This is a genomic window from Rhodococcus sp. A14 (assembly GCF_011603105.1).
Classification (GTDB): Bacteria; Actinomycetota; Actinomycetes; order Mycobacteriales; family Mycobacteriaceae; genus Rhodococcus_F; species Rhodococcus_F opacus.
This window is the reverse complement of sequence record NZ_JAAOQS010000097.1, coordinates 1-20,521: the sequence shown is the minus strand read 5'-3', so window position 1 is coordinate 20,521 and position 20,521 is coordinate 1. Positions and strand designations below refer to the sequence as shown.

Annotated in this window: 18 protein-coding genes and 3 pseudogenes; 12 read left to right on the top strand and 9 right to left on the bottom strand. The window is 67.5% G+C overall.

Annotated features, from left to right (window positions below):
* Positions 1 to 12: 12 nt before the first annotated feature.
* Positions 13 to 843: an NmrA family transcriptional regulator gene (locus G9373_RS34850; RefSeq protein WP_167119431.1), complete on the top strand. Its 831-nt coding sequence runs from the start codon at positions 13 to 15 to the stop codon at positions 841 to 843.
* Positions 844 to 902: 59 nt separating this feature from the next.
* Positions 903 to 1,313, top strand: coding sequence for an anthrone oxygenase family protein (locus tag G9373_RS34845; protein WP_206033088.1), 411 nt, complete (start codon positions 903 to 905; stop codon positions 1,311 to 1,313).
* 9 nt (positions 1,314 to 1,322) lie between these two features.
* Here G9373_RS34845 and msrA read toward each other — a convergent pair whose 3' ends face one another.
* Positions 1,323 to 2,033 (bottom strand): peptide-methionine (S)-S-oxide reductase MsrA, encoded by a 711-nt coding sequence (gene msrA / locus G9373_RS34840; protein WP_043787771.1) that lies wholly within the window; start codon positions 2,031 to 2,033, stop codon positions 1,323 to 1,325.
* The gene (locus G9373_RS34835) at positions 1,993 to 3,186 is read right to left on the bottom strand and encodes an acyltransferase (RefSeq protein WP_051055367.1); all 1,194 of its coding nucleotides are present in this window, start codon (positions 3,184 to 3,186) and stop codon (positions 1,993 to 1,995) included. Before G9373_RS34835 ends, msrA begins: the two co-directional genes overlap by 41 nt.
* A 273-nt stretch (positions 3,187 to 3,459) precedes the next feature.
* Here G9373_RS34835 and G9373_RS34830 point away from each other — a divergent pair, with 273 nt between their 5' ends.
* A complete protein-coding gene (locus G9373_RS34830; protein WP_206033086.1) occupies positions 3,460 to 4,068 on the top strand; it encodes a superoxide dismutase in 609 nt (202 codons plus the stop codon).
* Positions 4,069 to 4,184: 116 nt separating this feature from the next.
* Positions 4,185 to 5,624 (top strand): annotated as a pseudogene (locus G9373_RS34825) (amidase); the annotation flags it as partial.
* 3 nt (positions 5,625 to 5,627) lie between these two features.
* On the opposite strand, the gene G9373_RS34820 reads toward G9373_RS34825, so the two are convergent.
* From G9373_RS34820 to G9373_RS34805, 4 genes are all read right to left on the bottom strand, one after another.
* On the bottom strand, positions 5,628 to 6,977 hold the full coding sequence (locus tag G9373_RS34820) for a hypothetical protein (RefSeq protein ID WP_167119428.1): 1,350 nt from the start codon (positions 6,975 to 6,977) through the stop codon (positions 5,628 to 5,630).
* A 65-nt stretch (positions 6,978 to 7,042) separates the two neighbouring features.
* The gene (locus tag G9373_RS34815) at positions 7,043 to 8,518 is read right to left on the bottom strand and encodes a CotH kinase family protein (protein ID WP_167119425.1); all 1,476 of its coding nucleotides are present in this window, start codon (positions 8,516 to 8,518) and stop codon (positions 7,043 to 7,045) included.
* Positions 8,518 to 9,195 carry a DUF4956 domain-containing protein gene (locus tag G9373_RS34810; protein WP_005562572.1) on the bottom strand — a complete coding sequence of 226 codons (678 nt, stop codon included), beginning with the start codon at positions 9,193 to 9,195 and terminating at the stop codon, positions 8,518 to 8,520. The genes G9373_RS34815 and G9373_RS34810 overlap by 1 nt, the downstream gene beginning before the upstream one ends.
* Positions 9,192 to 10,046 (bottom strand): polyphosphate polymerase domain-containing protein, encoded by an 855-nt coding sequence (locus G9373_RS34805; protein WP_167119422.1) that lies wholly within the window; start codon positions 10,044 to 10,046, stop codon positions 9,192 to 9,194. Before G9373_RS34805 ends, G9373_RS34810 begins: the two co-directional genes overlap by 4 nt.
* Positions 10,047 to 10,302: 256 nt before the next feature.
* On the opposite strand from G9373_RS34805, the gene G9373_RS34800 reads away from it, so the two are divergent.
* The 5 genes and pseudogenes from G9373_RS34800 to G9373_RS34780 all read left to right on the top strand — a co-directional run bounded on the left by G9373_RS34800 (position 10,303) and on the right by G9373_RS34780 (position 15,378).
* Positions 10,303 to 10,830, top strand: a complete 528-nt coding sequence (locus G9373_RS34800; protein ID WP_005248897.1) for a hypothetical protein — start codon at positions 10,303 to 10,305, stop codon at positions 10,828 to 10,830.
* A 276-nt stretch (positions 10,831 to 11,106) separates the two neighbouring features.
* Positions 11,107 to 11,817: a TMEM165/GDT1 family protein gene (locus tag G9373_RS34795; protein ID WP_082359805.1), complete on the top strand. Its 711-nt coding sequence runs from the start codon at positions 11,107 to 11,109 to the stop codon at positions 11,815 to 11,817.
* Between the two features lie 82 nt (positions 11,818 to 11,899).
* Positions 11,900 to 13,576 (top strand): annotated as a pseudogene (locus G9373_RS34790) (FAD-dependent oxidoreductase); the annotation flags it as partial.
* Between the two features lie 13 nt (positions 13,577 to 13,589).
* Positions 13,590 to 15,038 (top strand): ATP-binding protein, encoded by a 1,449-nt coding sequence (locus tag G9373_RS34785; protein ID WP_007298280.1) that lies wholly within the window; start codon positions 13,590 to 13,592, stop codon positions 15,036 to 15,038.
* Positions 15,031 to 15,378, top strand: a complete 348-nt coding sequence (locus tag G9373_RS34780) for a UBP-type zinc finger domain-containing protein (RefSeq protein WP_167119418.1) — start codon at positions 15,031 to 15,033, stop codon at positions 15,376 to 15,378. Before G9373_RS34785 ends, G9373_RS34780 begins: the two co-directional genes overlap by 8 nt.
* A 9-nt stretch (positions 15,379 to 15,387) precedes the next feature.
* On the opposite strand, the gene G9373_RS34775 is transcribed toward G9373_RS34780, so the two are convergent.
* Positions 15,388 to 15,735, bottom strand: coding sequence for a hypothetical protein (locus tag G9373_RS34775; RefSeq protein WP_167119415.1), 348 nt, complete (start codon positions 15,733 to 15,735; stop codon positions 15,388 to 15,390).
* Between the two features lie 192 nt (positions 15,736 to 15,927).
* On the opposite strand from G9373_RS34775, the gene G9373_RS34770 reads away from it, so the two are divergent.
* Together G9373_RS34770 and G9373_RS34765 are read left to right on the top strand one after the other, a co-directional pair.
* Positions 15,928 to 16,671 (top strand): SDR family NAD(P)-dependent oxidoreductase, encoded by a 744-nt coding sequence (locus tag G9373_RS34770; protein ID WP_240960907.1) that lies wholly within the window; start codon positions 15,928 to 15,930, stop codon positions 16,669 to 16,671.
* A gap of 87 nt (positions 16,672 to 16,758) precedes the next feature.
* Positions 16,759 to 17,388 carry a class I SAM-dependent methyltransferase gene (locus G9373_RS34765; RefSeq protein WP_005562585.1) on the top strand — a complete coding sequence of 210 codons (630 nt, stop codon included), beginning with the start codon at positions 16,759 to 16,761 and terminating at the stop codon, positions 17,386 to 17,388.
* 24 nt (positions 17,389 to 17,412) lie between these two features.
* On the opposite strand, the gene G9373_RS34760 is transcribed toward G9373_RS34765, so the two are convergent.
* A complete protein-coding gene (locus tag G9373_RS34760; protein WP_206033084.1) occupies positions 17,413 to 18,123 on the bottom strand; it encodes a YoaK family protein in 711 nt (236 codons plus the stop codon).
* A 1-nt stretch (position 18,124) separates the two neighbouring features.
* Positions 18,125 to 19,681 (bottom strand): annotated as a pseudogene (locus tag G9373_RS34755) (TM0106 family RecB-like putative nuclease); the annotation flags it as partial.
* A gap of 162 nt (positions 19,682 to 19,843) precedes the next feature.
* Between G9373_RS34755 and G9373_RS34750 the strand changes: the two are divergent.
* On the top strand, positions 19,844 to 20,497 hold the full coding sequence (locus tag G9373_RS34750; protein WP_167119412.1) for a DUF6474 family protein: 654 nt from the start codon (positions 19,844 to 19,846) through the stop codon (positions 20,495 to 20,497).
* The last annotated feature ends 24 nt before the right edge of the window (positions 20,498 to 20,521 follow it).

The following is a 20,521-nucleotide window of genomic DNA, read 5'->3' as shown; positions in this document are numbered from 1 at the left end:
TGACTGAAAGACATGACAACGACACCGCACACACTCGTACTCACCGGCACCGGCAAGGTCGGTAGCCGCGTCCTCGCCCGGCTCGCCGCCGCGGAAGTACCTGCCCGGGGCGGCTCCCGCTCCGGCCGTCCCCCGTTCGACTGGGAGAACAGGGACACGTGGCGGCCCGCACTGGACGGAATCACCTCGGTGTACATCGCCTACTACCCGGATCTCGCGGTGCCGGGAGCGGCGGAGGTCGTCGAGGAGTTCGCGGGCCTGGCCGTCGCGAACGGCGCCCGGCGACTCGTCCTGCTCTCCGGTCGCGGCGAAACCGAGGCCGAGCGCAGCGAACTCGCGATCCGCAAGGCGGGAGCCGAGTGGACGATCCTGCGGTCCAGTTGGTTCAGCCAGAATTTCAGCGAGAGCTTCATGCTCGACTCACTGCTCGCCGGCGACCTCGCACTGCCCGTCGATGGGCACGTGCTCGAACCCTTCGTCGACGCCGACGATCTCGCCGAGATCGCCGTCGCCGCACTGACCGGGGACCGCCACGCCGGCGAACTCTACGAACTGACCGGACCGCGGTTGTTGTCGTTCGGTGACGCCGTCGCCGAGATCGCGGAGGCAACGGGTCTCGAAATCCGGTACACCCCAGTCACTTCGGAAGAGTATTCGACGGCCCTGGCTGGGCAGGGGGTACCGTCCGACGCGATCGGCCTGCTCACCTACCTGTTCGCCGAAGTGCTGGACGGGCGCAACGCATCACTCACCGACGGGGTGGAACGCGCTCTGGGGCGCGCACCCCGCGACTTCACCGACTATGTCCGCGCCGCAGCAGCGGCCGGTGTCTGGAGGGTCTGACCGTGGAGCGCTATCTGACGATCGTCACGGCGGTGGGCGCCGGCGTGGTGGGCGGCGTGATGTTCGCGTTCTCCACGTTCATCATGACCGGACTCGGTCGGCTGGAGCCGGCCCAGGGCATCGCGGCGATGCAGGCGATCAACCGCGAGGCGCCGAACTTCTGGTTCATGACCGCGTTGTTCGGCACCGCACTGACATCGATCGTGCTCGCGGTCGTCAGCGTGGTGCGGCACGACGGTTCGGCCGTCTACGCGGTAATCGCCTGCGTGCTGTATCTCGTGGGAATCGCCCTGACCGTCGTCTACCACGTGCCGCACAACAACGCGCTGGACGCGATCGATCCCACCGCGGCCGATTCGGCGGCGTACTGGCGCGACTACGTGTCGGGATGGACCGGGTGGAACCACGTGCGCACCGTCAGCGCCATCGCGGCGTCCGCGGTGCTCACGTGGTCCGCGACCCGCGGTTGAGACCGGGGGCTACGAGGGCGGCAGGATGTCGGTCTGCGCCGGCACCTCGTCCTGCTTCAGCAGCCCGACCGGGCAGCTGACGCCGGTGGCGTGCACGGGGCAGTAACCGCCGGGGTTCTTCGCGAGGTACTGCTGGTGGTAGTCCTCGGCGTAGTAAAACTGCGTGAGCGGGGCGATCTCCGTGGTGATCGCCCCGTATCCGGCTTCGGCGAGCCTCTTCTCGAACGCTTCACCGGTGGCCTCGGCGATCTCCACCTGCTGTTCGTCGATCGTGTAGATGGCCGAACGGTACTGCGTTCCCTGGTCGTTGCCCTGCCGCATGCCTTGCGTGGGGTCGTGGTTCTCCCAGAACTCCTTGAGGATCTCGGCGTACGAGATCACCTTCGGATCGAAGACCACGAGCACGACCTCGGTGTGTCCGGTGCGACCGGAGCACGTCTCCTCGTAGGTGGGGTTGGGCGTGTAGCCGCCGGCGTATCCCACCGCGGTGGTGTAGACGCCGTCGAGTTGCCAGAACTCCTTCTCCGCGCCCCAGAAACATCCCATGCCCAGCACCGCCGTCTGCATGCCCTCGGGGAACGGGGGTTGCAGGGGGCGACCGTTGACGAAGTGCGTCGCCGGAACGGGAATCGGCTGACTGCGACCGGGGAGGGCATCCTCAGCGGTGACCATCACGGATTTAGCGGCTGCTCGACCCAGAAGCTCGTCGTACCAAGACATGATTCGATGCTACGCGCGGTGCCGGAGTGGTCTCCTGGGCGAGCGCCGAGTGCGCCCGCATCCGCTCGACGCGCGCGGTCACCCACCCCGTGGCGGGGACCTCCACCCACCGGTACAGCGCCTCCGACACCAGCGCCGTCACCACGAGGAATGCGATCACCGCCCCGGTCTCGCCGAACGAGCCGACCGTGTGCTCGTACACGCGGTAGAGGATCAGCGTGTGGACGAGGTAGATCGCGTAACTGCGCGTCGCGGTCCAGCGCACGACGGCCCAGTGCGCCGCGGGACCGTCGTATCGGCCCACCAGCACGACGCACGCGGTGACGACGGCGAACGTCCAGAGGTAGTGATCGCCCGCCCAGTACACGCGGAAGTCGGTGGCGAGGCGGATGACCTCGACCTGGGCCAGACCGGCGACGACGACCCACCGGCAGTCCGCGAGCCGCGCCCAGCCGAGGTAGATGATCTGCCCGAGGAACACGGCGGGCAGCGTCGCGGCGATCTTGGAGAGCATCGGGACCGTGTACGGCTGCGGCGCGTACAGGTTGTAGAGCAGGATCAGCGCGCAGAGCGCGGCACCGGCCATCGGCATCGCGATGGGCAGGGTGCGCAGAACGGGGCGCGCGGCCACGCAGGCGAAGTAGAAGAAGATCTGCACGGCGAGGGTCCACGTGACCCCGAGAACCGCCACCTCGGGTTTGAGGAAGAAACCGCCGAGCACGAAACTCAGGGCGGCGTCGACATTCGACACCCCGTCCTGGCCGCTGAACATGCCGTTGATGCCGAGGCGGACCAGCACGATCGCGGCGAGAACGGCCACCCAGAATGCGGGCAGGATTCGTCCGAGCCGGTTGACCAGAAATTGTCCGGGCTCGTGACGAATGGCCGAACGGGTGATCAACACCCCGGTCAGCATCATGAAGACGGCGACCCCGAGAAAGGACAGATGCTGGTTGAGACCGCCCCGCTCGACGAGGATTTGGTAGACGACGTCGATGAACCACCATCCGGTTCCGAGGTCGTCGATCAGATAGAACGAAATGTGCGAGTAGATCACGGCCAGAACTGCGAAAAAGCGGAGCAGGTTCGCGCCCGTGAGCTCCACACGCGGCGCGGCCGCGTGCGAATCTGCAACAGGTATCAGCGAAGGCATCGCGTCAGCTTAAGGTTCCGTTCACCGCTCGGACGAATTCTCACGACATCCAGTGTCACCGCGACAGCCTTTTTTCGGGTGCCCGAACTTTCCTGTGCGGGAATTGCCCCCGGGAGACCCGGTGTTGCGGAGGGTGTACCAATGAGATTGGGTATATACCCGAGAACGGTTTAGAGAAGGCGGGTGTGTGACGCGTGATCACACGAAGTCTGCACCCGGAAGAATCAGGGCTCGCACGCCCACAAAGAAGGGACCCTCGTGTCTGAATACACGCTGCCGGAACTCCCCTACGACTACGCAGCTCTCGAGCCGCACATCTCCGGCAAGATCATGGAACTGCACCACGACAAGCACCACGCGACCTACGTGAAGGCCGCCAACACCGCCCTCGAGAAGATGGCCGAGGCCCGTGAGGACGGCACGATCGCCGACAAGGCGCTCCTTCTCTCCCGCAACCTCGCCTTCAACCTCGGTGGCCACACCAACCACTCCATCTTCTGGAAGAACCTGTCCCCGAACGGCGGCGACAAGCCCACCGGCGACCTGGCTGCCGCCATCGACGACCAGTTCGGGTCCTTCGACAAGTTCCAGGCCCACTTCACCGGTGTCGCTACCACCATCCAGGGCTCCGGATGGGCTCTGCTCGGCTACGACACCATCGGCCAGCGCCTGGTGATCGAGCAGATGACGGACCAGCACGGCAACATCACCGCCGCGATCATTCCCGTCGTCATGCTCGACATGTGGGAGCACGCCTTCTACCTCGACTACCAGAACGTGAAGCCGGACTACGTCAAGGCTTGGTGGAACATCGTGAACTGGGCGGACGCACAGGAGCGCTTCGACCGTGCCCGCACCCAGGGTGCCGGCCTCATCGGCTAGTCACACTCCTCGTTCCCGAGCGCACAGAACGCCGTCATCGGCGCTTCTGTGCGCTCGTGCTCGTTTCGGGTCCGGAATTCCTTCCGAGCAGGCCGAGCGTCCAATAGGCTTCGGAAGTGACCGAGTTCAGCAATCCCGCCCGGGACGACACCGTCGTCCACGCCTTCCGTGACGACGCGCTCGGCGACCTCGACGCCACCGGCCTCGCGGCACGGATCGCTGCCGGGGAGGTGTCGGTCCGCGAGGTAACAGAGGCGGCGATCGCACGCGCCGAGTCGGTCGGGCCCGCACTGAACGCCCTGGCGTTCGCCGACTTCGACCGTGCGCTGACGGAGGCGGACCGCCCGCACGAGGGTGTCTTCGCGGGAGTGCCGACCGTCGTCAAGGACAACGTCGACGTCGCCGGCCTGCCCACGCAGCACGGCAGCGTCGCCTTCGCCGCGCAGCCCGCCCGGGTCGACAGCGACTTCGTCACGCAGTACCTGTCCACAGGTGTTCTCTCGCTGGGGAAGAGCCGGCTCCCCGAGTTCGGGTTCAGCGCGTCCACCGAGTTCATGGACGCCGCGGCCGTGCACAATCCGTGGAATCTCGCGTTCTCGCCGGGCGCGTCCTCGGGTGGTTCGGCCGCACTCGTCGCTTCGGGTGTCGTGCCGATCGCGCACGCCAACGACGGTGGCGGATCCATCCGCATACCCGCGGCCGCGTGTGGGCTCGTCGGCCTGAAACCGTCCCGCGGGCGGACGGTCCCCGACGCCATGGACAAGACGCTGCCGATCCGGATCATCGCGCAGGGCGCCGTCACCCGCTCGGTGCGGGACACCGCACGGTGGATGGCGGCCGCCGAACGCTACTACCGCAATCCGGCACTGCCACCCATCCGGTTGGTCGAGGGGCCGAGCAGCACCCGGCTGAAGGTCGGGGTGGTGGTCGACTCGGTCACCGTGTCCCGCACGGACGACGAGACCCGCAAGTCGGTCCACGCGACCGCCGATCTGCTGGCGGACCTCGGGCATCACGTCGAGGAGTGCCCGATGCCGGTGAACTCCTCGTTCGTCGAGGACTTCTGCATCTACTGGGGGTTCCTGTCGTTCGTCATCTCCAGCAACGGCAAGCGGATGCTCGGACCGGACTTCGACCGCGACGCCACGGACAATCTGACGCGCGGACTCGCCGCGATGTACCGCAAGAACATCGCGAAGACTCCCCGGGTGCTCTACCGGTTGCGGCGCACGTACCGTGAGTACGCGCAGATCTTCCAGAAGTACGACGTGATCCTGTCGCCCACCCTGGCCCACACGACGCCGGAGCTCGGATATCTTTCGCCGACACAGAGTTTCGAGGAGTTGTTCGACAAGTTGATCGCCTACACGGCGTTCACGCCGTTGAACAACGCGTCGGGCGGACCGGCCATCTCGCTGCCGATGCACGAGACGTCCCGCGGCCTGCCGCTGGCGTCGCACTTCTCCGCCGACCACGGCGACGAGCGGACTCTGCTCGAGCTGGCGTTCGAGCTCGAGCAGGCCACGCCGTGGCGTCGTATCCAGGACGCCCGCTGACGGTCAGGCCCTGCGCCGCAAACCCATCCACACGATGGCGCCCGCCAGCAGCACGGTCGTGATCCCGAACCCGACGGCGAGGTGCTCGGCGGTGAGGATCGGCGACGGCGCGGACAGTGTGCGGGTCACCGCGACCGGTTCGGCGAGCACCGTCGCCAACTGGTTCTGCTGAGCCGCCGTGCGCACCGGCATCGCCGCGACACCGTTGTTGAGGTCGGTGGACAGCTGTCCGGACAACATCTTCAGCTTTGCGAACCCGTCGACGATCTGCGAGGTGGCGCCTTCGAGCATCTCCGGTGCCTGATCGGCGATCGGGACGATGCCGTCGTTCAGTTGCTGCGCCCCGCTGCTCAGCTGATTGCTGGCGTCGGTCAGCTGACCCATCGCGACACGGACGAGTTCGCCCAGATCCGTGTCGGGGCCGACGCGTCCGCCCAGCAGACCGGGCACCGAACCCAGCTGCGAGGAGAACAGACCGAGGTCGGCACTGACCTGACGGAGCGACGGGACCACGTCCGATGCAACGGGAGTGGCGTCGAGAACGCGGATCGCCTCGTCGATTCTGGTACGCATCCGGGTGGCGCTGTCGTTCGCCTCGCCCAGCGTCAGTCCCAGCGCGCTCAACCGGTCCGCGAGATCGTTGGCCGTCCCCGACGTCTGGTCGACCACGCCCGCCACCTGGTCGGCGACGCCCAGCAGTTGCACCGAGCCGGAACGCGCCGTCTCGAGATACGGGAGCAGAGTGTCGGCGCCCTCCGTGAGCTGTTGCGCCGCATCGTCCGCCGCGGCCGTCCCGGCCGCGAGGAACCCGGCCGTCATTCCCGCCTGCTGGAACCGCGACCGCGACGAGGACATGTCCGCCAGCAGATCCGTGATGCCGTCCGCGCCGATCTGGGAGGACACCACTCCGGAGAGTTCCTCGGACGCACCGGTGTCGGAACCTGCGACGTCGAGGTCGAGGGTCGCCTGCCGCGGCTTCGCGCCCCACACCGAGGACACCGCCTCGCTGAAGTCCTCGGGCACGGTCACCGTGGCGAACCAGTCGCCGCCCGCCGCCGCGTCCGCGTCGACCACCTGCCAGTCGAAGGCCTCGTTCGCCTCGAGCTTGTCGATCAGGGTGTCGCTCGCACGCACCGGTTTTCCGTCCACGGTCGCGCCGGCGTCGGTGTTGACGATCGCCACGGTCCGGCTGCCTGCCGCGCTGTCACCGAGGAACAGGTAACCGAGTCCCCCCGCGGACGCCAAAACCGAGCCGGCAAGGGCGGCCGCGGCGACGCGCCGCGAAGTGAGGACCTTTCGCGTCGACTCGGTTCGGGCGTGATTCGCGGAGTTCCGTGCGCGCTCAGAGGTCATTCCGGTGAGGATAGGTGGCATTCGTAGCGGCAGATTGTGACGATTCTGAGGATTCTCTGAGACCTCTACCCGGCGACGATCACCTCGTTCGCGGCCAGCGCGTCCGCGCGGGCCTGCAACCGCGCACGCAGGATCTCGACTTCCGATGTGAGTTTCTCGGCGCCGAGCCCGTCGGACAGCGGTACGGCCCGCGCGATCTCGTCGAGGATCTCGACCGCCCGGCCACTGCCGAACAGTTGCCGGTAGAGATCGCGGTACGCGTCCTCGTAGACGCTCGTAAACGCCTCCGAGGCCAGGAACCGCTCCTTCAGCGCGTTCCCGCCACCTCCGCCGGGCATGCCACCACCGGGCCCGGCGGCGCCTGGATCTGCACCGCCCGGCCTTGCTCCGCCGCCCATCCCGATCGAGTCGTGCGGGCCCGCATCACTGTTGCCGCTCAGCGCGAGGTTGAGATCCCAGGACACGACGGAGATCTTCTTCGTCTCGAGGTCGTACCAGAGGTAGTAGTTCTTGCCCGGGCCCGCCATGTCGTCGCTGTTGACCAGCAGATTCTGGGTCGCGACGTACCGGGCGAAGGATTCGACGTCCACCCGGTCGGCGAGTTCGGCGTCGAACTGCTCGTCGGACGCACCGTCCAGCCATTTCAGTAACGAGATGATCGGCTGCAGATCCTGCGAGCCTTCCGCGTTGATCTGGTCGAACTGCTCCGCGTAGGTGGTCTGATCGTCGCCCTGATACGTGAAACTCGAGTTGGCGTCGGCCTTGTAGAGGACGCCGTCGCTGTCGAACAACGAGTTCGCATACCCCTCGTCCGGGTGCTCGAGAACGAGCCGGGTCTGCGTCGGCGACCCGTTCACGGAGTACGTGGTGTAGGCGTATCGCTGGGTGGGCTGGCCGGATTCGGCGGTCGACGACAGTGACACCGCCTCGTTCAGCACGGGCGAACCCGGCCGGACCGACAGCTGTGTCATCCCCTGGTACGCCCGCCCCGCCACGTACTTGTCGAAGTTGATCAGCAGCGGCAGCGACGCCGGGTCCTCGGCCGACAGCGTGACCATGCCGCCCGGCCCGCCTTCGCCCCTGCCCTCCGGCATCGCCGTTCCCACCGGAGGTTCCATCCCTTCCGGGATACCGCGTTTCCCGCCGCCGGGACCGCCGGTGCCGCGGAGCCCCATCAGGGTCGAGTTGCCCTTCAGCCGCACCCCGACGTCCGTGACGAGGGTGCCGTCGATCGTGATGTCGGCGGTGATCCACTTCTTCTCGCCCTCGTCCCGGTAGGCGGCGATCATGTCGTCGTAATCGGACTGCGAGAACTCGATACTCACGTCGTGTGCCGTCCCCGCGTCGAAGAAATCGACCGACCCGGCAACGTTCTCGGTGATGCGGGAGGCGATCACCGTCGTGTCACCGGTGATGTACGGACGCACCCGGGCCTGACCGAACACGCCGACCGTCACCGCCACGAACGCGAGGAAGGCGGCGAGGATCTTCCAGTGCCGGCGGACCGGGATCGGCAGCCGGTGAACGAGTCTGCGGCGCATCAGATGTCGGTTTGGTCGTAACCGGTGAGAACGGTGACCCGCTGGCCGGTGTTGACCCCACTGAGCGCCGAGATGAGTTCCGCCGGTTTCCGGCCCGACTTCAGCTGCGCCGTGTAGTACAGCTCGGTGAGCGCACCCGACCGCACCGACTCCGTGCTCACCAACTCGAACTCCTTCGTGTAGTCGATCAGCACGTCCTCCACGAGGGCGGTGTAGCCCGACTCGGGCGGAACCTGCACCTTCACCACCTGCCGCTGCACGTCCAGCTTGAACATGTTGAACCGGCTCATCAGGACGAGCACGAGGCAGATCGCGACGGTGGCGGCGACGGCCAGCACGTAGAACCGGGTGCCCGTCGTCATGCCGATGGCCATCACCAGGAAGATGAACCCGACGTCGCGAGTTTCCTTGATCGCGTTGCGGAATCGCACCACCGACAGCGCGCCCACGAGCGCGAACGCGCGGGCGATGTTGGAACCCACCACCAGCATGATCAGGGTGATCACCATGCCGACCATCACGAGGGTCTGCACGTAGGACTGGCTGTAGGAGACGTTCTTGTGCGTCAGGCGATAGACGTATCCGATGATCGCCGACAACACGAACGACAACGCGAGCGAGACGACGATGTCGAACGTCGAGAACGTTCCACTGAGATCCTGGAGATCGAAATTCATGACAGGGTTCCTGTTTTCGCGAGGGTGCGGCCACGGTCGGCCGGGGCCGGGAAGAGCTCGTCGGGGATGTGCATGCGGGATCGGGGCGCAAGCCCGAAGGCCTCCACGCTCTGGCAGTACTTCGAAACCCGGACCACCGACATGTCCAGTCGCGCGGTGAGATCAGTGACCCAGTAGGGCACCCGCTCGTTGGCCTTGATCTCGACGATGCACAGGTGCGGCGGAATGATGAAGCGGTTCTCCGCCGGCGCCGCGAAGTGGAAGTCGCGGTCGCGACCGTGCACCCGATGGTCGATCGTGACGCGCAGGCCCAGATCGGCCCCCGTACCGACGAACGCTTCACGCAGGTACCCGGTGGTGACGGTCGGGCACAGGTCGAGGTTGCCGACGAGCGTCGTCACCTCGTTCACGAACGGCCCGGCCGAGACGTCGTGGTCGATCGGCTGTCGTGCGTCGCACAACCGCATGGCATGCGAGTACGGCAGCTGGATCCGGCGTTTCTGGGTGACCCGATTGACGCGCTGCTTGATCTCCACGTAGACGGGGGTCTCCCCGGTGGCCTCCGCGGGAGGCCCGTACAGCCGCACCCGCAGTTTGCGGCGAAACTTCAGGCCCTCGATCTTCTCCCAGTAGAAGCGCAGATTCTGGGTGTCGTAGTACAGGCTGGTCACAGGGTATCCGCCCACCGGCGAGAATTCGTCGGACGCCATGTGCCCCGAGAGCGCTTCGCGAAGGCGTGGAACGTCCGACTCGTGGGCGAGGTACTTGATCTCGTATCTGTTGAACGCGTGCAGCGCGCTGGCGGTCTTCAGGTATCCGGACGCTTCCGGTTCGGGCGCGGACGATCCCATACTTTTCAGCCTTTCGTCGGTGGGCTCTCCCACCTCAGCCGCCGCACCTCGAGTAAACCTGCAGTAAAGCTGGCAGTTTTCTGTACGGCGGACCGTCAGATGCCGTTCATCCGCACCGACACCTGTGTTCACCTGCGGCAGTTAGCACTCCCCTGCTCTTGTGTGCCAGGCACTGTCGGGCGCATTCTTCAAGTACCCAACGAGGTGTGCAGAACCAGTCGTGTTCGCAGCGTGTCATCACACCGAGGAGGCAGAGATGAACAGGGACGGCTACATCGGCATCTCGCCCTTCCAGGCCGCGGGTACCTTGCGGGGATTCGTCATTTCCGGGCGCTGGCCCGACACCACCAAGGAATGGGCCCAGTTGCTCGCGCTCGCCGTGCGGGTGGCGTGCGTTCCGGGGCTGCTCCACACCACGACCGTCTTCGGCGCGCACGAGGACCTGCCCGAGGAGCCCGAGCCCGAGACCGTCGGCCTCGTGGTGGCCGAGGGCACAGTTCTCGGGGAGTTCGCGCTCGCTCCCGGTCGCTTCGCGGATCATCAGCCGCCGGCGCTGATGATGCTGCACCCGCCGTCCGAGACGACCCCGTCGCTGCCGGAGTGCGCGGGCGCCGCGTCGGGCTGCGTCCTGCTCCCCGGTCTCCCCCACCTGGGGTTGGAACACCGGGCGGCGTGGGTGGAGGCGGAGGCGGACGGAACGGTGACGTCCATGGTCAGCCGGGTGGGCATCGACCCGATCAGCGATCCCGACACTGCCGTTTTGGCCATGCTACTGGCCTCGTGAGGGTACCCGAAGTTTCTGCGGTCGGTGTACCAAACTTATTGCCGCCTTTGCCTTTTCGAATATGTCACGCTAGCGTTACGGACATCGAAGGGGAGTAGCCCCCAATCGCCTGTGTCGACATACTGGCTCGTTGCTTCACCGCACCGGACCCGGCCTGGCGAACCGCCGCCGGATCACCCGGCGCCGGTGGGCGAGACCTTCGGCCGGACAGACGTACCCGCGTCTGCCAGGCCGGAGGAATCCACCCGTCATCCTCCGACCGACCACTGGAGGAGGATGCCCGTGCTGACCGCCGCACTGCTGAGCTTCGGCGTGATCTTCGTCGCCGAACTGGGAGACAAATCCCAGCTGATGGCGATGACGTTCGCCCTGCGCTACCGCTGGTGGGTCGTGATCGCCGGCATCACCGTCGCGACCACCGTGGTCCATCTGGTGTCCGTCGCCGTCGGCCACTACCTCGGTGTCGCGCTCCCGACCGCGGCGATCAGCATCGTCGGTGGTGTGGCCTTCCTGATCTTCGGTGCGTGGACGCTGCGCGGCGACGATCTCAGCGACGACGAGCAACTCAAGGCGGGCCGAGCTACCCGCTCGGCGTTCCTGGCCGTCACGTCCGCCTTCTTCCTCGCCGAACTCGGCGACAAGACCATGCTCGCCACCATCACGCTCGCCACCGACCACGACACCATCGGGGTGTGGATCGGCTCAACCGTCGGCATGGTCGCGGCCGACGCCCTGGCCATCGTCGTCGGCGCCGTGCTGGGTAAGCATCTGCCCGAGAGTGTCATCCGCATCGGCGCGGCCGTTCTGTTCTTCGCGTTCGGCATCTGGTTGCTGCTCGAGGGTCTGCTCCCCGGCAACGTGGCGGGCCCGATCGCCGGCGCCGCCGTCGTCGTTCTGGCGCTGGCCGGTGCCGCCAGTCGTGCAGTGTGGTCACGGCGCCGCCGCGGGGCCGCGGCAGAGCCCGAACAGATGCAGCACCAGGACTGAGCCCGGTCGACAAAGACGCCCCCTCGGGCAATACTCGAAAGCCTTGGAGTACCTCGCAGTTCTCACGGACGAGAGGGCGTGTGTGAACCATCCCGTAGCGAGCGGCAAGCCTGCGATTCTCACCGTCGACGACGATCCCGGTGTGTCGCGCGCCGTCGCCCGCGATCTGCGGCGCCGATACGGCGAGAAGTACCGGATCATCCGCGCCGAATCCGGCGAATCCGCACTCGACGCGATGAAGCAGATGAAGCTGCGCGGGGATCCCGTCGCGGCGATCCTGGCGGACTACCGGATGCCGGCGATGAGCGGGATCGAGTTCCTCGAGAAGGCGATGGACCTGTATCCGGTCGCGCGGCGGGTGCTGCTCACGGCCTACGCCGACACGGACGCGGCCATCGAGGCGATCAACGTCATCGACCTCGACCACTACCTGCTCAAGCCGTGGGACCCGCCGGAGGAGAAGCTGTACCCGGTGGTCGACGCCCTGCTCGAGGCGTGGGCGTCATCGGATCATCACCCCGCCGAGGAGACGAAGGTCGTGGGTCATCGCTGGGCACCGCGGTCCTCGGAGGTGCGCGAGTTCCTGGCCCGCAACCAGCTGTCGTACCGCTGGTACATGTCGGACGAGCCGGAGGGCGGACGGCTGCTCAACGCCGCCGGCGAGGACGGCCGGCGACTGCCCGTGGTGATCTGCTCCGACGGCGAATGCCTGGTGGAGCCGTCGGATACCGAACTGGGACGGCATCTCGGACTCCGGACCGACCCGTCCGAGAACTTCTACGACCTCGTCGTCGTCGGCGGCGGACCGGCCGGCCTGGGCGCAGCCGTGTACGGCGCCTCGGAGGGTCTGCGCACCGCCCTGATCGAACGGACCGCGACCGGTGGGCAGGCGGGTCAGAGTTCCCGCATCGAGAACTACCTCGGTTTCCCCGACGGCGTGTCCGGCGCGCAGCTCGCCGAGCGGGCCCGCAGGCAGGCCACCCGATTCGGGGCCGAACTGATCACCACCCGCGACGTCGTCGCTCTCGAGATCAACGGATCGGCACGGACCGTCCGTTTCGCGGACGGTGACACCATCGACGCGCACACGGTGATCCTGGCCACCGGTGTCTCCTACCGGCGTCATCCCGCGCCCGGAGTCGACGACCTCACCGGTCGCGGCGTCTACTACGGTTCCGCCGTCACCGAGGCCGCCCGCTGCACCGACCAGGACGTCTACATCGTCGGCGGCGCCAACTCCGCCGGACAGGCGGCGGTGTACCTGTCGCGGGGCGCCCGGTCGGTCACCATCGTCGTGCGGGCGCAGTCGCTCGAGGATTCGATGTCGTACTACCTCGTCCAGCAGATCGAACGGAACCCGCGCATCCGCGTCCGGCCGTGCACCGAGGTGATCGGCGTCGAGGGCGAGGGTCACCTCGAGAAGGTCCGGCTGCGCAACAACGCGACCGGCGACGAGGAGACCGTCGACGCCGGGTTCCTGTTCCTGTTCATCGGCGCGGCCCCGCGGACCGAGTGGCTCGACGGCGTCGTCGCGCGGGACGAGAACGGGTTCGTCGTGTCCGGACCCGACCTCGTCGTCGACGGGAAACCCCCGAGCGGCTGGCCCCTCGACCGTCTCCCCCACCACCTCGAGACGAGCGTCCCGGGGATCTTCGCGGCGGGTGACGTGCGCTCCGAATCGGCGAAGCGGGTGGCGTCGGCGGTCGGGGAAGGCGCCATGGCCGTCATGCTCGTCCACCGCTACATCGGCCAACCGTGACCAGGGGCAGACCATGACGCAACTCCCGTGCAACCCCCCCGAGCTGAGGACGTTGTTCCTCTTCGAGAAGCTCACCGACCACCAGCTCGAGCAGCTGTGCGAGAAGGGGCACGTCGAGCTGATCGAACCCGGCCCGGTGTTCGCGGAGGGTGAGATCGCGACGTGCTTCTACGTGCTGATCGAGGGCGAGCTCGTGCTGAGCAAGCTGTCGGGCGGCGAGGAGATCGAGTTCAGCCGGACGTCCCAGCGCGGCGTGTACTCCGGGGCCTGGCAGTCGTACCTCGGTGACCGCGCTCCCCAGACGTACACCGCGTCGATGCGCGTCACCGCCCCGTCGAGGTTCTTCGTCCTCGACGCCGACCGTTTCGGGCAGCTGATGCGCGAGTGGTTCCCGATGGCCGTGCACCTGCTGGAGGGGCTGTTCTTCGGCAACCAGAACGCGAAGCAGGTCGTCGATCAGCGGGAACGCCTCCTCGCGCTGGGGTCGCTGTCGGCGGGGCTCACGCACGAACTCAACAACCCGGCGGCCGCCGCGGTCCGGGCGACGGCGTCGCTGCGCGACCGGGTGTCGCACATGCGGCAGAAGCTGAGCGTGATCGCCTCGGGCGTGTACGACCGGCAGGCGCTGGCCACGTTGATCCGGTTGCAGGAGGAGACCGCCGAACTGGTCGCGAAGGCGCCGACGCTGACCCCGCTCGAAGCGTCCGACCGCGAGGACGAACTCGGCGACTGGTTCGACGACCACGGCGTCTCCGGGGGCTGGGACCTGGCGCCCACGTTCGTGCAGGCGGGTCTCGACGTGCCGTGGCTCGAGCGGATCGTCGCCAGCGTCGACGACGAATCGATGGTCGAGAGCGCGATCCGCTGGCTCAACTACACCATCGAGACCGAATTGCTGATGAACGAGATCGCCGACTCGACCGCCCGGGTCTCCACGCTCGTGAACGCCGCGAAGCAGTACTCGCAGATGGACCGCGCCCCGTACCAGCGCGTCGATCTGCGGGAACTGCTCGACAGCTCGCTGGTGATGCTCGGCCGCAAGATCGGCGACTCCGTCACGGTGGTGAAGGAGTACGACCCGACCTTGCCGCAGATCCCGGCGTACGCCGCGGAACTCAACCAGGTGTGGACGAACCTCATCGACAACGCCGTCGCCGCCATGGACGGCCACGGCACCCTCACCGTCCGCACCCGGCGCGACGGCGACATGGCCCTGATCGAGATCGCCGACACCGGACCGGGTGTGCCCGAAGAGATCCGGTCGCGCATCTTCGAGCCGTTCTTCACTACGAAACCGGTGGGCGAGGGAACCGGGCTCGGCCTCGACATCTCGTGGCGCATCGTCGTGAAGAAGCACCGCGGCGACCTGCGTGTGGAGTCCGAGCCGGGCGACACCCGGTTCCAGGTCCGTATTCCGATCGAACCCGAAGTCGCAGCAGCAGAAGGAGCCTCAGATGGGTGAGCTGGAGGGAATCGACCCGAGCGTGCCGCCGAGTGGAGACGGATGCGCCGAGTGCGACAGCGTCGGCGGGTGGTGGGTGCACCTGCGCCGCTGCGCGCAGTGCGGCCACATCGGTTGCTGCGACTCCTCCCCCGAACAGCACGCCACCAAGCACGCCGCCGATACCGGCCACCCCGTCGTGCGGAGCTTCGAACCGGGCGAGAACTGGTTCTGGAACTACGCCACCGAGACGGCCTTCGAAGGCCCCGAACTCGCCCCGCCGCACCATCGTCCGATCGACCAGACCGTCCCCGGCCCCGGCTCCCGGGTTCCGCCGAACTGGCAGGCGTACATTCACTGACTCGAGCAGTCAGAGTTGCTCGAGGCGGTGTGCCGTCGCCGCGTCCTGCTCGTCGTACCGGGCGAGCGCCGCTTCGAACGTCGCCTTCAGGTCCAGCGCGTAACGCTCGTGCGCCGCGAACGTCCCCGACGCCGAGTTCTCGACCGCGACACCCGGGCCGCCGATCGCCATCGCCCGGAACCGCGCAGCCAGTTCCGCCGCCGACCGCAGATGGGTTTCGCCGAGACCGAAGCTCTCGGGCGCGAGTTCACGATGCGCTCGCTCTCGCAGGTCCTGCATGTCGGCCGCCAACACCTCGCACGCGGCGATGCACCGCACCAACGCGTCGCGGTCCACTTCGAGCCGGTCCTCGCTCATCCGTCCCCCTACGGTCCTGCGCGTCCCCTGATCCGCGCGAGAAGACAAACTACCCGCTCCCCCGCCCGTGACGTTTCCCTCGCCTCTGCCGTCACACCGAGCGGGCGTTATGGTGCAGGTCACCAGGGTCGGCCAACGGAGGTCGCCGGGAAAGTAAGGATGCGAACTGTGGAAATTCAGGGAACCGCCGCACTGGTCACCGGAGCGGCCTCGGGCCTCGGCGCCGCCACCGCCAAGCGTCTCGCCGCCGCCGGAGCCACCGTGTTCGGACTCGACCTGCAGCAGTCCATCGAGCGCGCCGGCGACAACGTCCCCGACGGCGTGACCCTCCTCGCCACCGACGTCACCAGCGGCGACGAGGTCCAGGCCGCGATCGAGAAGATCGTCGAGTCGGGTCTGCCGCTGCGCATCGTCGTCAACTGCGCCGGCGTCGGCTGGGCCGGCCGCATCCTGTCGAAGAAGGGCCCGCACGACCTCGAACTGTTCCGCACCGTCATCACGGTCAACCTGCTCGGCACGTTCAATGTGATGCGCCTCGCCGCGGACGCCATCGCCAAGACCGACACCGTCGACGAGTCCGGGCAGCGCGGCGTCATCATCAACACCGCGTCCGTCGCCGCGTTCGAGGGCCAGATCGGCCAGATCGCGTACTCCGCATCCAAGGGCGGCGTGCACGGCATGACGGTCCCGGCCGCCCGCGACCTCGCGCAGTTCGGCATCCGCGTCAACACCATCGCCCCCGGCATCATCGACACCCCGATGCTCGCCGGCGTCACCGACGAATACCGCAAGGGCCTCGAAGCCGGCGTCCCGTTCCCCTCGCGCCTCGGTCAGCCCGCCGAATACGCCCAGCTCGCTCAGATGATCGTCGAACACGACTACCTCAACGGTGAGACCATTCGTATGGACGGCGCTCTGCGCATGGCGCCGCGGTAGGCGGCTCCGCCGCCCGTGCGCCTTTCTGGTTGCTCCAGCTACCACAAAGGCGCACGGGGCGCGAAGCGCCCTTCCCTGGGAGGTGGCATGGGTTTCTACTCGGACCGGATCGTTCCGCGGCTCGTCGACATCAGTTGCGGGATGAAGTTCACGGAGCCGACGCGGCGACGCGTCTGCGCCGGTCTGCACGGGCGCGTGGTGGAAATCGGATTCGGGTCGGGTCTCAACGTCCCGTTCTACCCGGCCGCCGTCGACTCGGTGAGCGCCGTCGACCCCGCCGACCTCGGCTGGAAGCTGGCGCGCAAGCGGGTGGCGGCGTCGACGACACCGGTCGAGCGGTCCGGTCTGGACGGCCAGTCACTCCCCTTCCCGGACAACAGTTTCGACACCGCACTGTCCACGTGGACGATGTGCACCATCCCGGACGTCGACGCCGCACTCCGGGAGGTCCGGCGTGTCCTGAAACCGGGCGGCACACTGCATTTCGTCGAGCACGGTCTGGCCCCGGACGCAAACGTCCAGCGGTGGCAGCGCCGGCTCGAACCGATCCAGAAGGCCGTCGCCGGTGGTTGCCACCTCACCCGCGACATTCCCACCCTGGTGACGAACGCCGGATTCGACGTCCAGGACCTCGACCGGTTCTACGAGACGTCCGCGCCGAAGATCGTCGGCGCCTATTCCCTCGGAGTCGCGGCTTCGCCGCCCGTTCGTGCCTGACGAGTCCAGGGACTCGTCAACCGCTCACAGGCGGCGGCGCCGCCTGTCGTCGATGTAGAACAGCACGAGGGCTCCGCACAGGAGGGCGGCGGGGATCCAGGCGGCGGCTCCGCCGAAGTAGCGAGTGGCGAACGCCCCGACGACGGCGCCACCGGCGAAGCTGCTGACGATGGCGGCGTACACGCGGGTGTGCTGGCGCGATTCGGGGACCTTCTCGATGAATCCGGCGTACGCCGATTCGGTGAAACGCATGAGGTTGCCGGTGGTGGCGACGGCGATGTACGACAGCGACCCGATGGTGCGGAACAGTCCGAACTGCATGGCCGCGACGAACGCGATCGGAACGGTGACCAGTGCGTTGGGCACGTTTGCGGGAACGAACGCGACCGCGACGAGGACGACGATCTGCGCGACCATGGCGATCCGGATCGGGTGGTCGAAGACGCTGTGGGCGAGTTCGCCCTTGAGCAGATGCGCGAACGCGACACCGACGATGAACGCGAGGATCGGCCACAGGTGGGCCCGTGCGGCGTGGAAGTGACGCTCCGACAGGTCGATGGCCATGAGGATGACGTTGCCGGTCTGGGCGTTCGCGAAGACGCCGCCGCGACTGATGTAGGTGTAGGCGTCGAGGAAGCCGCCCGCGGCGGTGAGGAGCAGAGCGAACCGCAGCGTCGTGGATGTCTTCGGCACCTCCACCTGACCACCCCTACCGAATCGGGCCCTGCCTTGCAGCCTAGAGGTCGGACGCGAGCGGGATCTCCTTCTCGGCCCGATCCGACATCCATTCGCGCAGTACTTTCGTCGCGATGACGTCGTCCTCGTTGTATTGCAGCAGTCGTTCGCGCTGGGTGAGGTCGGGTTCGCCGTCGTAGCCGACGGCTTCGCGGTACCAGCTCATCGACGCTTCACCGCTGGCGTCGGCGTCGCGCCACCGGAATCCGGCGACCGGGGCGATCTTCTTGAGTCCCTTGCCGCCCGGGCAGATGAACTGGTCGCTGATCGCCTGGTAGATGTCGACCCATTGTGGGCTGTCGATGAATTCCCGGATCTCGGCCTCGGTGGGGATGCCGGGTGCCCCGGCGAACCGGCGGGCGGAGTCCAGCAACCACTTGTCCTCCGCGGACCGCGAATAGCAGTACGCGGCGAAGGTTCTGCCGCTCAGCGCCGCCGCTTCCCGCTCGGCCATCAGCCACGTCCAGAATTCGGCGAACGACCGCGCCTCGTCCTGCGTCGGCACCGGGTCCCAGCTGACGAACGGCCGGTACGCCGACACCCCGTCCACGTTGAGCAGCGTGCCCCACAGGTAAGCGCCGTGTTCCTGGTAGCTCTCCATGTCGACGTCGACCTCGACGTCCGCGCGCGTCACCCGGATCTCGGGGAACCGTCGCACCAGCGGCGCTCCCGCGAGCCACGCCTTGGCGGTGACGACGGCGTCCTCGAACGCGCCGTGCGGCCAGTCCTCGAGCGGTTCGCGGTCCCACGCCGCGAGGTCGTCGATGGTGTGGCAGCCCGCGTCGCGCAGCATGTCGGCGCGCGAACCGGTGGCCACCAGGCTCACGTCGTGTGTCTGGGTCAGCTGCTCCTCGCACCCGGGCCACCACGGGCAGGAACGGCATTCACCGATCCTGGACGGCACGGTCGCCGATTCCCCGCGGGCGACGGCGAGCCGGTCGGCGAAGCGTTCGTCGTAGTCGTCGAGGATCGTGGTGAGGTCGTGCACGAAGATGACGTCGGAGCCGTAGCCGATCGCGCCCGCCACCAGCGCCGGACTCGCGAGCCCGTGCCGTTCGAGCATCCGGTACACCTGCGCGACGCGCATCTGGTCGCGGACCTGACCGCGCGGCTTCCGCGTCGCGTCCTCCCGCGGTTGCCACTCGAACATGTCCGACGTCACGGCGCCGCGGCCAGGATCGGTGACCTTGTGATTGACGACGATCACGGGGATGTACCCGCCGTGGTCCTCGTCACGGATGAGGATCTCGCAGCGCGCCCTCCGGCCGGCGTCCCGGTCGAGCGGGAGCACGGCTCCCCAGATGCGGTCCGCGCCTGCCTCGCACGCGGCCACCGTGTCCTCGGCTCGTCGGCGCAGGCTCTGCTCGGTGTCGATCTGCACCCACCGTTGCGGTGCATGCTCGGTGAGGATCCGCCGGACGTCTTCGCGCTTGGCGGCGGCGGCGTCCTGACGCTGGCGGACGCCCGGGTCCTCGGGCGCGGCCGCCAGTTGTTCGGGGAACGCCGCGTCGAGGTGCACCCGGTGGCGGCACCGCGTCAGTGCGCTGGCATCGATCACCGTCCCCGACGCCTTTCCGGGAGAGGCGTCGGGTTCTGATTGCTGACCGATATGGGAACACACGATGACGAAGATTATGTGCTCCCCTAGGCTGATCCCGAAGCACCGGATGCAGTTGGTAGCGTGGGCTGCGCTGAAACACCAGGAAAAGGGGTCTTTTCGATGGGGTTGTTGAGGAAACGTAAGTCCCGAGCCACCCGCAAGGCGGAAGCCAAGGCACTCAAGCACAAGGCTGGAGTGGAGGCGAAGCTGAGCGCGAAGAACGAACGGAAGCGCGACAAGCAGGCCGCCAGTGCCGGCCGCAAGCTCGAGGCTGCCGAACTGAAGTCGCTGAAGAAGGTCGAGAAGGCTCAGATCGCTGCGTTGAAGGCCGAGGAGAAGGCCGCCGCCCAGAAGGGTTTCACGGTCGCCGCCGTCCGTAAGTACCTCGGCGTCGCACGCCTGCTGACGCCGGTGCTGCTGCCGATCGCCTACCGCGCCGCCACGGTCGTGCGCGGGCAGATCGATGCCCGCCGTGCCGACCGCCTGGGCGTCGACATCGATCAGCTCGCGAACTTCACCGGGCACGGCGCCAAGCTCAGCGCCCGCATCGCCGGCGCCGAAAGCTCCACCACGGAGATCCTCGGGCAGAAGCCGGACGACGCGGAGACGCAGCAGTTCGCCGCCGCTATCCGCGACCGCCTCGGCGACCTCAACACCGCGGTCCGCGCGGCCGAGCAGATGCCGCAGGCCCGCCGCAAGGCCGCCCATCACGCCATCTCAGCCGAACTCGACGGAGTCGAAGCCGATCTCCTCGCCCGCCTCGGCGTGCGCTGAACCGCCCGACCCACCGCAATGTCC

Coding starts and splice junctions, on each gene's coding strand:
- G9373_RS34850 (WP_167119431.1), top strand. CDS start 13: ATGACAACGACACCGCACACACTCGTACTCACCGGCACCGGCAAGGTC.
- G9373_RS34845 (WP_206033088.1), top strand. CDS start 903: ATGTTCGCGTTCTCCACGTTCATCATGACCGGACTCGGTCGGCTGGAG.
- msrA (WP_043787771.1), bottom strand. CDS start 2,033: ATGTCTTGGTACGACGAGCTTCTGGGTCGAGCAGCCGCTAAATCCGTG.
- G9373_RS34835 (WP_051055367.1), bottom strand. CDS start 3,186: ATGCCTTCGCTGATACCTGTTGCAGATTCGCACGCGGCCGCGCCGCGT.
- G9373_RS34820 (WP_167119428.1), bottom strand. CDS start 6,977: ATGACCTCTGAGCGCGCACGGAACTCCGCGAATCACGCCCGAACCGAG.
- G9373_RS34815 (WP_167119425.1), bottom strand. CDS start 8,518: ATGCGCCGCAGACTCGTTCACCGGCTGCCGATCCCGGTCCGCCGGCAC.
- G9373_RS34810 (WP_005562572.1), bottom strand. CDS start 9,195: ATGAATTTCGATCTCCAGGATCTCAGTGGAACGTTCTCGACGTTCGAC.
- G9373_RS34805 (WP_167119422.1), bottom strand. CDS start 10,046: ATGGGATCGTCCGCGCCCGAACCGGAAGCGTCCGGATACCTGAAGACC.
- G9373_RS34800 (WP_005248897.1), top strand. CDS start 10,303: ATGAACAGGGACGGCTACATCGGCATCTCGCCCTTCCAGGCCGCGGGT.
- G9373_RS34795 (WP_082359805.1), top strand. CDS start 11,107: ATGCCCGTGCTGACCGCCGCACTGCTGAGCTTCGGCGTGATCTTCGTC.
- G9373_RS34785 (WP_007298280.1), top strand. CDS start 13,590: ATGACGCAACTCCCGTGCAACCCCCCCGAGCTGAGGACGTTGTTCCTC.
- G9373_RS34780 (WP_167119418.1), top strand. CDS start 15,031: ATGGGTGAGCTGGAGGGAATCGACCCGAGCGTGCCGCCGAGTGGAGAC.
- G9373_RS34775 (WP_167119415.1), bottom strand. CDS start 15,735: ATGAGCGAGGACCGGCTCGAAGTGGACCGCGACGCGTTGGTGCGGTGC.
- G9373_RS34765 (WP_005562585.1), top strand. CDS start 16,759: ATGGGTTTCTACTCGGACCGGATCGTTCCGCGGCTCGTCGACATCAGT.
- G9373_RS34750 (WP_167119412.1), top strand. CDS start 19,844: ATGGGGTTGTTGAGGAAACGTAAGTCCCGAGCCACCCGCAAGGCGGAA.